At 69.7% G+C, this 13,816-nt stretch carries 11 protein-coding genes; 5 read left to right on the top strand and 6 right to left on the bottom strand.

Annotation, left to right across the window (positions count from 1 at the left end):
• Positions 1-232 precede the first annotated feature (232 nt).
• Positions 233-1,747 carry an acetyl-CoA hydrolase/transferase family protein gene (locus PL79_RS33880; RefSeq protein WP_044843989.1) on the top strand — a complete coding sequence of 505 codons (1,515 nt, stop codon included), beginning with the start codon at positions 233-235 and terminating at the stop codon, positions 1,745-1,747.
• Between the two features lie 39 nt (positions 1,748-1,786).
• On the opposite strand, the gene PL79_RS33875 is transcribed toward PL79_RS33880, so the two are convergent.
• Positions 1,787-3,319: a DHA2 family efflux MFS transporter permease subunit gene (locus tag PL79_RS33875; RefSeq protein ID WP_044843990.1), complete on the bottom strand. Its 1,533-nt coding sequence runs from the start codon at positions 3,317-3,319 to the stop codon at positions 1,787-1,789.
• A gap of 134 nt (positions 3,320-3,453) precedes the next feature.
• On the opposite strand from PL79_RS33875, the gene PL79_RS33870 reads away from it, so the two are divergent.
• Together PL79_RS33870 and PL79_RS33865 are read left to right on the top strand one after the other, a co-directional pair.
• Complete coding sequence (locus tag PL79_RS33870; RefSeq protein WP_044843991.1) at positions 3,454-3,894, top strand: MarR family winged helix-turn-helix transcriptional regulator; 441 nt, start codon at positions 3,454-3,456, stop codon at positions 3,892-3,894.
• Between the two features lie 133 nt (positions 3,895-4,027).
• Positions 4,028-4,453, top strand: coding sequence for a helix-turn-helix domain-containing protein (locus PL79_RS33865; RefSeq protein ID WP_044843992.1), 426 nt, complete (start codon positions 4,028-4,030; stop codon positions 4,451-4,453).
• An 87-nt stretch (positions 4,454-4,540) separates the two neighbouring features.
• Here the strand turns inward: PL79_RS33865 and PL79_RS33860 are convergent, their stop codons facing one another.
• Positions 4,541-5,419, bottom strand: coding sequence for a helix-hairpin-helix domain-containing protein (locus PL79_RS33860; protein ID WP_044843993.1), 879 nt, complete (start codon positions 5,417-5,419; stop codon positions 4,541-4,543).
• A 185-nt stretch (positions 5,420-5,604) separates the two neighbouring features.
• Positions 5,605-7,167: a sigma-70 family RNA polymerase sigma factor gene (locus PL79_RS33855; protein WP_044843994.1), complete on the bottom strand. Its 1,563-nt coding sequence runs from the start codon at positions 7,165-7,167 to the stop codon at positions 5,605-5,607.
• A gap of 308 nt (positions 7,168-7,475) precedes the next feature.
• On the opposite strand from PL79_RS33855, the gene PL79_RS33850 reads away from it, so the two are divergent.
• Together PL79_RS33850 and PL79_RS33845 are read left to right on the top strand one after the other, a co-directional pair.
• Complete coding sequence (locus PL79_RS33850; RefSeq protein ID WP_044843995.1) at positions 7,476-7,910, top strand: hypothetical protein; 435 nt, start codon at positions 7,476-7,478, stop codon at positions 7,908-7,910.
• A 33-nt stretch (positions 7,911-7,943) separates the two neighbouring features.
• Positions 7,944-8,744 carry an SH3 domain-containing protein gene (locus PL79_RS33845; protein WP_135801199.1) on the top strand — a complete coding sequence of 267 codons (801 nt, stop codon included), beginning with the start codon at positions 7,944-7,946 and terminating at the stop codon, positions 8,742-8,744.
• A 210-nt stretch (positions 8,745-8,954) separates the two neighbouring features.
• On the opposite strand, the gene ilvD is transcribed toward PL79_RS33845, so the two are convergent.
• The 3 genes from ilvD to PL79_RS33830 form a co-directional block, all read right to left on the bottom strand.
• Positions 8,955-10,814 (bottom strand): dihydroxy-acid dehydratase, encoded by a 1,860-nt coding sequence (gene ilvD, locus PL79_RS33840; RefSeq protein ID WP_044842880.1) that lies wholly within the window; start codon positions 10,812-10,814, stop codon positions 8,955-8,957.
• 325 nt (positions 10,815-11,139) lie between these two features.
• Positions 11,140-12,162: an Ldh family oxidoreductase gene (locus PL79_RS33835; RefSeq protein ID WP_044842881.1), complete on the bottom strand. Its 1,023-nt coding sequence runs from the start codon at positions 12,160-12,162 to the stop codon at positions 11,140-11,142.
• Positions 12,155-13,747 (bottom strand): aldehyde dehydrogenase (NADP(+)), encoded by a 1,593-nt coding sequence (locus PL79_RS33830; RefSeq protein ID WP_044842882.1) that lies wholly within the window; start codon positions 13,745-13,747, stop codon positions 12,155-12,157. Before PL79_RS33830 ends, PL79_RS33835 begins: the two co-directional genes overlap by 8 nt.
• Between the last annotated feature and the right edge of the window lie 69 nt (positions 13,748-13,816).

Below are 13,816 nucleotides of genomic sequence, written 5' to 3'. Positions count from 1 at the left end.
TCGACTGCATTCGATGCGCAGCCGGCTCCCTGTCACAGAACGGCCGTTCGATACCCGGCGCATTCGGCAAGTATCTTTTGCATTCAACGGACATTTCGCGGCGATGGCCTCTGCGATACTCCGACCGTGCCCGTGGTGCCGGGCCGCCCCTCGCGGCCCCAAGGGCTTCGCGTCGCCCAGGAGACACCCCCCGCGACGTCAACGACAGACCAAAAGCGTCAGATATACAGCCATGTCTTCTTCACGCATCCTCGCTCCCGCCCTGCGTTCGCTCGTCCGCACCGCCGACGAAGCCGCCGCGCTGATCCGCCCCGGCATGACCGTCGCCATGAGCGGCTTCACCGGTTCCGGCTATCCGAAGGCCGTGCCCGCCGCGCTCGCCGCCCACATCGACGCGGCCCACGCGCGCGGCGAGGACTTCCGGATCAACGTGCTGACCGGCGCATCGACCGCGCCCGAACTCGACGGCGCGCTCGCCCGCACCAACGGCATCTCGATGCGCCTGCCGTACCAGTCCGACCCGACGCTGCGCGACAAGATCAACAACGGCGAAGTCGACTACCAGGACGTCCACCTGAGTCACGTCGCGCAATACGCATGGTTCGGGCTGTACGGCGACCTCGACGTCGCGATCGTCGAAGTCGCGGGTATCCGCGAGGACGGCCTGCTGATTCCGTCCGCGTCGATCGGCAACAACAAGACGTGGCTCGAGCAGGCGAAGCACGTGATCCTCGAAGTGAACGCGCGCCAGCCGCTCGGCCTCGACGGGATGCACGACGTCTATTACGGCACCGCGCTGCCGCCGCACCGCAAGCCGATTCCGCTGACGAAAAGCGACGACCGGATCGGCGAGCCGTACCTGCGCTGCCCGGCCGAGAAGATCGTCGCGATCGTCGAGACCGACGCGCCGGACCGCAGCAACGCGTTCTCCGCGCCGGACGCCACGTCGAAGCAGATCGCGCTGCAACTGATCGACTTCCTGCGCCACGAGGTGAAGCGCGGCCGCCTGCCTGAAAACCTGCTGCCGCTGCAGTCGGGCGTCGGCAACATCACGAACGCGGTGCTCGCGGAACTCAGCTCGGCCGGCTTCTCGAACCTGACCGCGTACACCGAAGTGATCCAGGACGGCATGCTCGACCTGCTCGACGACGGCACGCTGAGCTTCGCGTCGGCCACGGCGCTGTCGCTGAGCCCGGCTGCGGTGCAGCGCTTCGCGGACGAGATCGCGACGTTCCGCGAAAAGATCCTGCTGCGCCCGCAGGAGATCAGCAACCATCCGGAACTCGTGCGCCGCCTCGGCTGCATCGCGATGAACGGGATGATCGAGGCCGACATCTACGGCAACGTGAACTCGACGCACGTGATGGGCACGAAGATCCAGAACGGCATCGGCGGTTCGGGCGACTTCGCGCGCAACGGCTACCTGTCGTGCTTCATGTCGGCGAGTACCGCGAAGGGCGGCGCGATCTCGCGGATCGTGCCGATGGCGAGCCACGTCGACCATACGGAGCACGACGTCGCGGTGGTCGTCACCGAGCAGGGGCTCGCCGACCTGCGCGGCCTGTCGCCGAAGCAGCGCGCGCGCAAGATCATCGCGACCTGCGCGCATCCCGACTACCGGCCGATGCTCGAGGACTACTTCGAGCGCGCGTCGCGCGAGAGCTTCGGCAAGCACACGCCGCATCTGCTCGCCGAGGCGCTGTCGTGGCACGAGCGCTACGTGCGCACCGGGACGATGAAGGCCTGACGTCGCGACCCGCGGCGGGCAGGTGCCCGCCGCACTGCGTCAATCCATCGCCGCGTGCGCGACGTCGACGCTCGCCGTTTTCTGCGGCGGGCGGATCAGCAGCAACAGCGGGATCATCAGCAGCGTCGCGACGAACATCAGCTTGAAGTCGTTCAGGTAGGCGATCATCGCGGCCTGCTGGTTGATCGTGCGGTCGAGCAGCGCGATGTCGACGTGGCTGCCGGCGATCGCCTGCACGGCCGGGTCGAACGGCGTGATGTGGGTCGCGAGGTCGGCATGCGCGACCTGCGTGTTGCGCGTCATCAGCGTCTGGACGATCGAGATGCCGATACTGCTGCCGATGTTGCGCATCAGGCTGTAGGTGGCCGTGCCGTCCGCGCGCAGTTCGGGCTGCAGCGTCGAGAACGACAGCGCGCTCAGCGGCACGAACACGAGCCCCAGGCCGAAGCCCTGGACCACCCCGGGCCACACGATGTCCGCCTCGGACAGCACGATCGTGTACTGCATCATCTGCCACAGCGCGAGCGCGGAAATCGCCAGCCCGGCGAGCAGCAGCGCCCGCGCGTCCACGTATTTCAGCAATCGTCCGACGAACAGCATCGCGATCATCGTGCCCGCGCCGCTCGGCGCGGTGACGAGCCCCGTCGTCGCGACCGGATAGCCCATCAGGTTCTGCAGCATCGGCGGCAGCAGCGCGCGCGTTGCGTACAGCACCGCGCCGACGACGAAGATGAACAGCGTGCCGGTCGCGAAGTTCGGGTCGCGCAGCAATTCCGACTTGAAGAACGATGCGTGGCCGGCGGTCGCCGTATGCACGAGGAAGAACGCGAAGCTCAGCGCCGCGACGAGCGCCTCGATGCGGATTTCGTATGAACCGAACCAGTCGAGCTGTTCGCCGCGGTCGAGCATCGCCTGGAACGCGCCGATCGCGAGCGCGAGCGTCGCGAAGCCGAACGCGTCGAATTTCACGTGCGGGCGCGGTGCGCGCGCGGGCAGGAAGGTCAGCACGCCGGCCAGTGCGAACGCGCCGATCGGCACGTTGATGAAGAATACCCAGCGCCAGTTGTAGCTGTCGGTGAGCCAGCCGCCGAGCGTCGGGCCGAGGATCGGGCCGACCATCACGCCCATCCCCCAGATCGCCATCGCCTGGCCCTGTTTCTCGCGCGGGTTGATGTCGAGCAGGATCGATTGCGACAGCGGCACCAGCGCGGCGCCGAACACGCCCTGCAGCAGCCGCGCGCCGACGATCTGCACGAGCGACTCGGACAGCCCGCACAGCGCGGACGCGATCGTGAAGCCCGCGATCGAGATCGTCAGCAGCCGTTTCATGCTGAGCCGGTCGGACAGCCAGCCGGTCAGCGGCGTCGCGATCGCCGCGGCGACGATGTAGGAGGTCAGCACCCAGGTGATTTCGTCCTGCGACGCGGACAGCGTGCCCTGCATGTGCGGCAGCGCGACGTTCGCGATCGTGCTGTCGAGCGTCTGGATCAGCGTCGCGAGCATGATCGACAGGGTCAGCATCGGCCGATTGAGGGCGGGCGGCGAGGCGGTGGCGGCTGCGGCGGGATTCAAGCGGGTGTCTCCGAGAGGCGGTCGCCGTGGGCGGCGATCCGGTATCGCTCGAATTATAAGCATGCTTATTATGTTTGTGCTCATCGCTTGATCCGAGCCGCGGGTCATTCGCGGCCTGCCCCTATAATCGCCGCATGGACAAGACTTACGAGAACCGGATCGGCTACCTGATTTCCGACGTGGCCCGCCTGCAAGGACGCCTGTTCGACCGGCGCGCGAAGCGCCTCGGACTGACGCGCGCGCAAAGCCGCGTGCTCGCGTACCTGACGTGGAAGGGCGAGATGAATCAGGCGCGGCTCGCGGAGTGGCTCGAGATCACGCCGATCTCGCTGACGCGGCTGCTCGACCGGATGGAAGGCTGCGGGTGGATCGAACGCATCGCGAACGACGACGATCGCCGCGCGTTCGTGATCCGGCTGACCGACAAGTCGCGCGAGATCTTTCCGCAGATGCTGGAAGTGGGCGACACCGTCACCGACGACGGGCTGCGCGGCTTCACGCGCGACGAGCGCGACACGCTCGTGCGCCTGCTCGGGCGCGTGCGTCACAACCTGATCGACAGCGGCGGCGAATGACGCGGGCGCGGGCGCGGCGCCGCTGAATCGGCCGGCAACGGCGGGGCGGCTGCGGCAACGGCGGGGCGGTCCGGGCTTGTGTCGGAGGAGTCGGGCCGCTATCTTGCAACCTCAAGTTCACTTGAGATCAAGCATGAGCCGTCTGGACATCGCCGATGTCGCGCGCCGCTCGGGATTGCCCGCGTCGACGCTGCGCTACTACGAGGAAAAGGGATTGATCGTGCCGACCGGCCGTCACGGGCTGCGGCGCCAGTATGACGAATCGGTGCTCGAGCGCCTGGCGCTGATCGCGCTCGGCCGCGAGGCCGGCTTTTCGCTGGACGACATCGTCGCGATGTTCGGCGCGGACGGCCGGCTCGCGCTCGACCGCGCGAAACTCGACGACAAGGCCGACGAGCTCGACCGTACGATCCGCCGTCTCGGCGCGGTGCGCGATGCGTTGCGCCATGCGGCCGTGTGCCCGGCGCCGAGTCATCTCGAGTGTCCGTCGTTCCGCAAGCTGCTGCGCATCGCCGCGCATCGTCATCCGGTGCGCCGCACGAAGACGGACGGCACGTAAGCGGTCAAGCGGTCCGGTTTGCCGGAACGGCGCGCGCGGGCGGGCGGCGGGGCGGCCGTACCGCGGCGGCCGGCGCTCCCGAGCGGATCATCCCGCGTAATACACACGACACTCCATCTCGCGTCCGCGCACGATGCGCTTGCCGACGAGCGAGCCGAGCGTTTCGGTGACGACCGTCCTCTGGTACTCGCATTGCAGCGCATCGTAGAAGTAGAGCGCGACCCAGTCGGCGGTGCGGGTGGACTCCTGCGGGCGAACGGGATACGGGCACAGCGCGGTGAAATGCCAGCCGCCTTTCGTCATGTGCATCACGGGCGGCTGAACGCTCAGGTCCGCGTTCAGCCGACGCGACACGAGCGTGGGCAGGATGCCGGCGGCGGCCTTGTTGCGGTACAGGCGGTCGATATACAGCAGCAGCTCGACCGGCGGCTCCGTGCCGAGATCGGCGTTGCGCGTGTGGCCTTGCCAGCGCCGGCGCCGGGTCAGCACGTCGTCGAGCGCCGCGCGGATGCCGGCCGCGCGACGCGGGCCGACGCCCGCGATCGCTTCGAGCTGGCCGCTGCGGGCCGCGCGTTCGAGATCCTCGAGCGTATCGATGTGCAACTGGTCGTGAATCCGCAGCGCGAGCGCGTGGCCGATGCCCGGCACGGCTTCGAATGCGGACGCGCGCTCCGCGTCGCCGCGCAGCCGGTCGAGCAGGCGCCAGCGTCCGGTCACCAGCAATTCGGCGATCGCCTGGGCGACGCCCGTGCCGATCTCCGGCAGTGCACCGAGCGAATCGACGCCGCCCGCGTCGAACCGGGTGCGGATGCCGTCTTCGAGCGAGGCGATCGTGTCGGCCGACGCGCGGTAGGCGGCAACCCGATAAGGATTCGCCCCCTGTTCGGCAAGCAACTGCGCGGCTTCGCGCAGGCAGGCCGCGATTTGCCGGTTTTCCTCGTGTGTCTGGCCGATGGTCGTTTGCATGTGCGGAGCCCGGGGATGTGCAAACGGAATGGACGCGGCGGGTCACGCGCCGGTCTACCTTTTATTTCAACATATTGTCGGGGCGGGCGACGAACAAAACTTGATGTGCGTCAATAGCAAACGTTGCACAGGCGGAAGCGGGCCGCGCACGTTCGTGCCGGGTCGCGGCACGAACGTGCGATGCGTCACGCTTCGAGGAACGTCTGCGCGCCTTCTGCCTCCGCGGCCGTGCGCAGCGCGGCGAGCGCGCGCTTCTCGATCTGCCGCACGCGTTCGCGCGACATGCCCGCGTCCTGCGCGATCGCGTCGTAGGTGTCGGGCTCGGCGCCGCCGAGGCCGAACCGGCGGCGCAGCACGTCGGCCTCGGCCGGCGTGACCGAGCGCAGCAGCGACGTCACGCATTCGCGCATCCGCGTGTCGGCCAGCTGCTCGAACGGGCTCGCCGAAGCCTGATCCTCGATCAGGTCGACGAGGCCGGCGTCCGCGTCGGGCAGCGGCGCGTCGAGCGACACCGGCTCGGCAGGGAGCGCGAGCACCGCGCGCAGCTTGTCCTCGGCGAGCCCGGTTTCGGCCGCGAGTTCGGCCGGCGTCGCGCGCCGGCCGGTGCGCTGGCGGAAGCGCAGTGCGTGCCGATGCACGCGCTGGTACTGGTCGCCGACGTGCACCGGTACGCGGATCGTGCGCGCGCGATCGGCCACCGCGCGCGCGACCGCCTGCCGGATCCACCAGGTCGCGTAGGTCGAGAACTTGAAGCCGCGCCGGTATTCGAACTTCTCGATCGCGCGCATCAGGCCGAGGCAGCCGTCCTGCACGAGGTCGGGCAGGTCGACGCCGCGGTTCATGTACTTGCGCGCGATCGACAGCACGAGCCGCAGGTTCGCCTCGAGCATCGCGCGCGTACCGTCGCGCACCTTCTGCTGGCCGTCGCTCAGCGCGGCGCCGAGCGCACGCCGCGCGACCATGTCGAAGCATGCGGCGTCGGTGCTCGCGGCGGCGTCCGTCGCGGCGTCGACCGGCGCGGCGGCCAGTGCGCGCACGACGCGGCTTGCGTCGTCGACGGCCGGTGCCACCCACGCGAGCGAACCGAGCAGCGCGGCCAGGCGGTTGCGCGCATCGCGGTATTCGGCCGAGCGGCAGCCCTGCGCGTGCAATGCGCGGCGCACGGCCGTCACCGCGTCCTGCAGCGTGTCGTAGCGTGCAGGCACCGGTGCGTTGCCTTCGCCGTCGCCGATGTCATCGCCTTCGTTGGCGGCCGCGCCGGTTGCGCTCGTCGCGCCGTGGCGCGCGAGCAGCGCCTCGACGGCCGCCGGACAGCCGGCGAGCGCGTGCAGGATCTGATGGCGGCCCGTTTCGATTTCGCGGGCCAGCACGATTTCGTCCTCGCGCTTGAGCAGGGGCACCGCATGGATGCGCCGCATGTAGAGCGCGAGCGGATCGGTCGATGCGCTCGTGCCGCGGGCCAGATCGCCGAGCAGCGCACGGCCCTCGTCGAGCGCGTCGCGATCGACGTCGACCGGCGCCGCGCCCGCGAACGGCACCGGCGCGGCCGGCTCGTCGAGCACGGCGATGCCGATGTCCGCGAGCGCGGCGCGCACGACGTCCAGCGCGTCGGGGCTGTCGCTTTCCGGCGGCAGCGCGTCGACGAGGTCGGCGTGCGTCAGATAACCCTGTTCGCCGGCAAGCGCCAGCAGCTGGATGATCGGTTCGAGGGGCGTGTCCGCCCGAAGCGTGGGGCGTGGCGTAGTCATGTCGATGGCGGCGTGAGCCGCGTTCCTGTCTGGGCGGGCCGAAGTCCGCGGGTTTCAGGCTCCCGGAGGCCGCGAACGCCCGTCCGCGCCGGCCAGCCTGACTCGATGTTCAAGTTGAGGGCATTTGCGTCAACTTCAACGTCGGCGCGGCTGACGCGCGAGCATGCGGCATGCCCGCCCGGTTGCGACCTGGATTCGACCCGTGGAAACAAAAAGTAACGGATCAAACCCGCAGAAATATGCGGGGGACGTAAGCTAGAGTCAGGCGCGCGCCACGCAGCGACGCGCGGATTCCTTCGGAGCATGAAATGAACCCGATTTCCGCCGCGAGGCCTGCCGTCATGGCGCTGGCCATGCTCGCGCTGAGCGGTTGTTATTACACGAGCCCGTACGGCTACGCGCCGTATTACGCACCCGTGCCTGCCACGGTGTCGCAGCGCGAACTCCCGGCAGCGCCGGCAAATGCCGGGCCGGTCGTCCCGTCGACACCCGCGGTGCCGGCCGTGCCGCCGCCGGCGGACGATTACGCCGACGCGCCGGCTCCGGTATATGCCGCGCCGGTCTATGTGCCTTACCCGGCTTACTATCCCGCGTATTACCCGGGCTGGTACGGGCCGCCCGTCACGATCGGCCTCGGCTTCTGGGGGCATTGGGGCGGCGGCTACCGCGGCGGGTACTGGCGCCGTCCCTGGGGCGGCGGCCACTGGGGAGGCGGGCATTGGGGCGGGGGCCATCGACACTGACCGACGCGTGGCGGCACCGCGCGGGAGAGCAACATGAGCAACACGATCATCCGAAGTCTGTGCGTCGTCCTGTTCGGTGTCGCCGCGATACCGGGCCTCGCCGACGCGCAAAGCAGCGCCTATACGAATTCCGGGGCCGAAATCTATGCGGGGCCGGCGCCCGATTATCCGGTCGTCGCGCAGATTCCGCCCGGCACCGCGCTGGACGTGTTCGGCTGCCTCAGCGACTACTCGTGGTGCGACGTCGCGCTGCCGGGCGTGCGCGGCTGGATCGACGCGGAGCAGCTCGACTATCCGTACCAGGGCAATTACGTGCCGTTGCTCGAATACGGCGCGATCATCGGCGTGCCGGTGACCGGGTTCGCGATCGGCGCGTACTGGGACCGCTATTACCGCCACCGGCCGTGGTTTCACGATCGCGAGCGCTGGGAGCATCGTGCCGAGCCGCGCATCGGCCCCGGCGGGATGCCGCCGGCCTACGGGCGCCCGCAGCCGGGCGGGCCGGTTCAGCGCGCGCCGGGCGGCGAGCCGTCCGAGCGGCATGATGCACGGCCGTCGGCCACGCGCGGCGGCTGGAACGGCCCGAACCGCGCGCCGGCGCCGCAGGCCGCACCCGCGCCCGCGCCGATGCCTGGCGCGGCTGCCCGTCAGTCGGCGCCCCCGCCGCAATCGTCACCGCCCGCACCGAGCGGTGGCGCGGCCCGGATGATGGTGCCGCCGACGCATCAGGGTGGTGGAGGTTACGGCGGCGCACGGCCGCAGGGCGGCGGAAACGGCGGCGGGAACCACGGCGGTGGCGGGGGTGGAGGCAGCAGCGACGAGTTTCGCCGTTGACCGGCCGACGGCAGCGGGGTCGCGGCCCTTGGCCTGCGCCGGACGAAAAACGGATCGGTCGGCTCGCTCATCGCGCCCCTGCAAGCCTGTTCCTGAAAAAACGAAACCCCACGCTCCGAAAAACGTGGGGTTCGTCAGCAGTCCGATGCCGCTCCGGAGAGCGGCTCCCGATCGACGCGGTCGGGCCCGTCGTACGGCCCGCCGCGCGCGTCAGTCGTCGAGCAGCGACAGGTCGCGCACGGCGCCCTTGTCGGCCGACATCACCAGCTTCGCATAGGCCTTCAGCGCCGCGGACACCTTGCGCGGGCGCGGTTGCGCCGGTTTCCAGCCCTTCGCGTTCTGCTCCTCGCGGCGCCGTGCGAGTTCCTCGTCCGAAACGAGCACGTCGATCGTGCGGTTCGGGATGTCGATGCGGATCTTGTCGCCGTCGCGCACGAGGCCGATCGCGCCGCCCGCCGCCGCTTCCGGCGAGCAGTGACCGATCGACAGGCCCGACGTGCCGCCCGAGAAGCGGCCGTCGGTCAGCAGCGCGCATGCCTTGCCGAGGCCCTTCGACTTGATGTAGCTCGTCGGGTACAGCATTTCCTGCATGCCGGGGCCGCCCTTCGGGCCTTCGTAGCGGACGATCACGACGTCGCCGGCCTTGACCTTGTCGTTCAGGATGTTCTCGACCGCTTCGTCCTGCGACTCGGTCACGTGGGCCGAGCCCTCGAACACGAGGATGCTTTCATCGACGCCGGCCGTCTTCACCACGCAGCCGTCGAGCGCGATGTTGCCGGTCAGCACGGCGAGGCCGCCTTCCTTCGAGAACGCATGCTCGTACGAGCGGATGCAGCCTTCGGCGCGGTCGAGGTCGAGGCTCGGCCAGCGCGTGTCCTGGCTGAACGCGACCTGCGTCGGGATCCCGGCCGGGCCGGCCAGGTAGAACGTGCGGACCGCTTCGTCTTCGGTACGGACGATGTCCCACTGGTCGAGCGCGTCCTTCAGCGACGGCGCGTGCACGGTCGGCACGTCGGTGTGCAGCTTGCCGGCGCGGTCGAGCTCGCCGAGGATCGCCATGATGCCGCCGGCGCGGTGCACGTCCTCGATGTGGTACTTGTTCGTGTTCGGCGCGACCTTGCACAGCTGCGGCACGCTGCGCGACAGGCGATCGATGTCCTTCATCGTGAAGTCGATGCCGGCTTCCTGCGCGATCGCCAGCAGGTGCAGGATCGTGTTGGTCGAACCGCCCATCGCAATGTCGAGCGTCATCGCGTTCTCGAACGCCTTGAAGCCGACCGAGCGCGGCAGCACGCGCAGGTCGTCCTGCTCGTAGTGCTGGCGGGTCAGCTCGACGATGCGGCGGCCGGCGCGCTTGAACAGCTGCTCGCGATCGGCGTGCGTCGCGACGACCGTGCCGTTGCCGGGCAGCGACAGGCCGAGCGCTTCGGTCAGGCAGTTCATCGAGTTCGCGGTGAACATGCCCGAGCACGAACCGCAGGTCGGGCACGCCGAGCGTTCGACTTCGGCGACGTCGGCATCCGAATACGACTGGTCGGCCGCGATCACCATCGCGTCGACGAGGTCGAGCTTCTTCAGTTCGATGGCCTTGGTGACCGGGTTCGCGAGGCGCGTCTTGCCGGCTTCCATCGGGCCGCCCGACACGAAGATCACCGGGATGTTCAGGCGCATCGCGGCCATCAGCATCCCCGGCGTGATCTTGTCGCAGTTCGAGATGCAGACCATCGCGTCCGCGCAGTGCGCGTTCACCATGTATTCGACCGAGTCGGCGATGATGTCGCGGCTCGGCAGCGAGTAGAGCATGCCGTCATGGCCCATCGCGATGCCGTCGTCGACCGCGATCGTGTTGAATTCCTTCGCGACGCCGCCGGCGGCCTCGATCTCGCGCGCGACGAGCTGGCCGAGATCCTTCAGGTGCACGTGCCCGGGCACGAACTGCGTGAACGAGTTGACGACCGCGATGATCGGCTTCGAGAAATCGTCGTCTTTCATGCCGGTGGCGCGCCACAGCGAGCGCGCACCTGCCATGTTGCGGCCGGCGGTGGAAGTTTTGGAACGGTATGTGGGCATGGTATGGCTGAAGAAATATCGCGGAAAAGGGTGGAGGCACGGGAATAAAGGCCTCTCGCGCGCCCGTGCGAACAACCTCTTGAGCTGCGCCCTGGGCAAACTCGGCGATTATCCCACAGCCGCCGGGCGTGCGGCGCCCGCGGACGCGGGCGAGGGCACGGGTGGCGTGGTGCGCCGGACAGCGCCTCGGTGCGCCGAGCGTGAAGGCGAACCGGGCGCACCAGGCACGAAGGCGGACGCCGGCCATCGCCGGCGGAGCCGGGCGGCGGCGTCATCGCCCGTTCTGTCGACGATAAAGCCGTGCGCCGTACCCGCCGATCGCGCGTCAGTCGAGCAGCGTCAGGATTTCGTCGTACAGCGCCTGCGGAATCCGCACGCCGTGCGCGATGCTGCGCGCGCGGGCATCGAAGCGCCGTTGCGACGGCAGCCGCGCGCCTTGCCCGGTGATCGACGCGAACATCCGCTCGCCGCGCGCGAGGCCCGCGTCGAGCTCGTCGCCGAGGAACACCTTCGGGTCGAACGCGATCACGAGTTCGCCGTGGCACGGCGTCGCGCCGACGCCTTCGTCGAAATCCATCGACTCCTGGCTCGTCATGTCGCCGATCAGCGCGCCGCCGAGCAGTTCGACCATCGCCGCGAGCGCCGAGCCCTTGTGGCCGCCGAAGGTACGCATCGCGCCCTGCAGCGCGGCCTTCGGGTCGGTGGTCGGCTGACCGTCGGCGTCGATCGCCCAGTGCGGCGGGATCGCCTTGCCCTGTTTCGCATGCAGCTCGATGTCGCCGCGCGCGATCGCGCTGGTCGCGAAGTCGAACACGAACGGCACGCCGTCCGGGCGCGGCCACGCGAATGCGATCGGGTTCGTGCCGAACACCGGTTCGCGGCCGCCTTCCGGCGCGACCCAGCTGTGGCTCGGGTTCATCGCGATGCCGGCCAGCCCCTCGGCGGCGATCGCCTCGACCTCGGGCCACAGCGCCGAGAAGTGGTAGCAGCGGTTGATCGTCATCGCGGCGATCCCGTGCTGCTTCGCCATCTCGACGAGCACCGGCAGGCCGGTCTCGAAGCTCAGCAGCGAGAAGCCGCGATGCGCGTCGACCGAGACGATCGACGACGACAGCCGGCGCAGCGTCGGCACGGCCTGCGGATCGACCTTGCCTTTCTTCAGCGAGCGCACGCACACGAGCAGCCGGTACACGCCGTGCGAGTGGCACTCGTCGCGCTGGCCCTGCGTGATCACGCTGGCGATCGCCTGCGCGTGCGCAGCGGACATCCCGTGGTGCGTCAGCACCCGCAGCGCGAGTGCGTGCACCTCGTCGAGCGACAGGACGACTTCGGCGAGCGGCTCAGACATCGCGCGCTTCCCGCGGCGCGGGCACGCCGTCGATGCGTTGCGGCACGTTCAGCGGGTTGCCGTTGCGGATGGCGTCGGGCAGCAGCGCGTCCGGCACGTCCTGGTACGACACGGGGCGCAGGAAGCGCTCGATCGCGCGTGCGCCGACCGACGTGGTGCGCGTGTCGGACGTGGCCGGGAACGGGCCGCCGTGCACCATCGCATGACCGACCTCGACGCCCGTGCCGAAGCCGTTGACGAGAATGCGGCCGGCCTTGCGCTCGAGCGTCGGGCGCAGCGCGGCGAACAGCGCGGCGTCGCCGTCGGCGAGATGCGCGGCGATCGTCAGCTGGCCTTCGAGCGACTTCAGCACGCGGTGCAGCGTGTCGGCATCCGGGCAGCGCACGATCAGCGACGCGGGGCCGAACACTTCGTCGCGCAGTTCGGGGTGGGCGATGAACGCGTCCGCCGACGTCGCGAACAGCGCCGCGCGCGCCTGGTAGCGGCCGCCTTCCACGCCTTCCGCGAGCAACTCGACCGCGTCGTGCGCGCGCAGGGTGGCCACGCCTTGTGCATAGCTCGCGTGGATGTGCGGCGTCAGCATCGTCTGCGCGGCGGTTGCCTGCACGGCGGTGGCCGCCGCGGCTTCGAACGCGCGCAGCGCGGGGCCGTCGACCGCGAGCACGAGCCCCGGGTTCGTGCAGAACTGGCCGGCGCCGAGCGCGAGCGACGCGACGAATTGCGGCGCGATCGTGTCGTGGCGCGCGTCGAGCGCGGCCGGGAACAGCAGCACCGGATTGATCGAGCTCATTTCCGCATAGACCGGAATCGGCTCGTGGCGCGCGGCCGCGATGTTCATCAGCGCGACGCCGCCGCGGCGCGAGCCGGTGAAGCCGACGGCCTTGATGCGCGGATCGGCGACGAGCGCCTGGCCGATTTCACGCGACGCGTCGAACAGCAGCGAGAACACGCCGGCCGGCAGCCCGCATTCGCGCACGGCCTGCTGGATCGCACGGCCGACGAGCTCGGACGTGCCCGGGTGCGCGGAGTGCGCCTTGACGATCACCGGGCAGCCGGCCGCGAGTGCCGATGCCGTATCGCCGCCCGCGACCGAGAACGCGAGCGGGAAGTTCGACGCGCCGAACACGGCGACCGGCCCGATCGCGACGTTGCGCAGGCGCAGGTCGACGCGCGGCAGCGGCTTGCGGTCCGGACGGGCCGGGTCGATGCGCGCATCGACGTAGCCGCCGTCGCGCACGAGCGACGCGAACAGCGCGAGCTGGCCGACCGTGCGGCCGCGTTCGCCTTCGATGCGTGCGCGCGGCAGCCCCGTTTCGGTGACGCAGCGCTCGATCAGGTCGTCGCCGAGCGCCATGATGTTGCGGCCGATCGCGTCGAGAAACGCGGCGCGTTGCTCGGGGCCCGTTTCGCGATACGTGTCGAAGGCTTCGTCGGCGAGCGCGCAGGCCGTCTCCAGGTCGTGCAGGCTCGCGCCGCCGAACGCGGGCTCGAGCGGTTCGCCGGTCGCGGCGGCGATCGCGTGAAGGGTGCCGTTCTGTCCGGCGACGGCCGACTGGCCGATCAGGAGCTGACCTGTGAGTTGCATGGTTCTTCCTCGGAAAATGCGGGGCCGGACGTGATGCGCCCGGCCGGAGTGGAAAGGGGAAAGCGGGTG

It is taken from the genome of Burkholderia sp. USMB20 (assembly GCF_000949135.2).
Classification (GTDB): Bacteria; Pseudomonadota; Gammaproteobacteria; order Burkholderiales; family Burkholderiaceae; genus Burkholderia.
This window is presented reverse-complemented; position numbering and strand designations above follow the sequence as displayed.

Excerpts from the sequence above, each read along its gene's own strand:
- PL79_RS33880 (WP_044843989.1), top strand. The coding sequence starts at position 233 with ATGTCTTCTTCACGCATCCTCGCTCCCGCCCTGCGTTCGCTCGTCCGC.
- PL79_RS33870 (WP_044843991.1), top strand. The coding sequence starts at position 3,454 with ATGGACAAGACTTACGAGAACCGGATCGGCTACCTGATTTCCGACGTG.
- PL79_RS33865 (WP_044843992.1), top strand. The coding sequence starts at position 4,028 with ATGAGCCGTCTGGACATCGCCGATGTCGCGCGCCGCTCGGGATTGCCC.
- PL79_RS33860 (WP_044843993.1), bottom strand. The coding sequence starts at position 5,419 with ATGCAAACGACCATCGGCCAGACACACGAGGAAAACCGGCAAATCGCG.
- PL79_RS33855 (WP_044843994.1), bottom strand. The coding sequence starts at position 7,167 with ATGACTACGCCACGCCCCACGCTTCGGGCGGACACGCCCCTCGAACCG.
- PL79_RS33850 (WP_044843995.1), top strand. The coding sequence starts at position 7,476 with ATGAACCCGATTTCCGCCGCGAGGCCTGCCGTCATGGCGCTGGCCATG.
- PL79_RS33845 (WP_135801199.1), top strand. The coding sequence starts at position 7,944 with ATGAGCAACACGATCATCCGAAGTCTGTGCGTCGTCCTGTTCGGTGTC.
- ilvD (WP_044842880.1), bottom strand. The coding sequence starts at position 10,814 with ATGCCCACATACCGTTCCAAAACTTCCACCGCCGGCCGCAACATGGCA.
- PL79_RS33835 (WP_044842881.1), bottom strand. The coding sequence starts at position 12,162 with ATGTCTGAGCCGCTCGCCGAAGTCGTCCTGTCGCTCGACGAGGTGCAC.
- PL79_RS33830 (WP_044842882.1), bottom strand. The coding sequence starts at position 13,747 with ATGCAACTCACAGGTCAGCTCCTGATCGGCCAGTCGGCCGTCGCCGGA.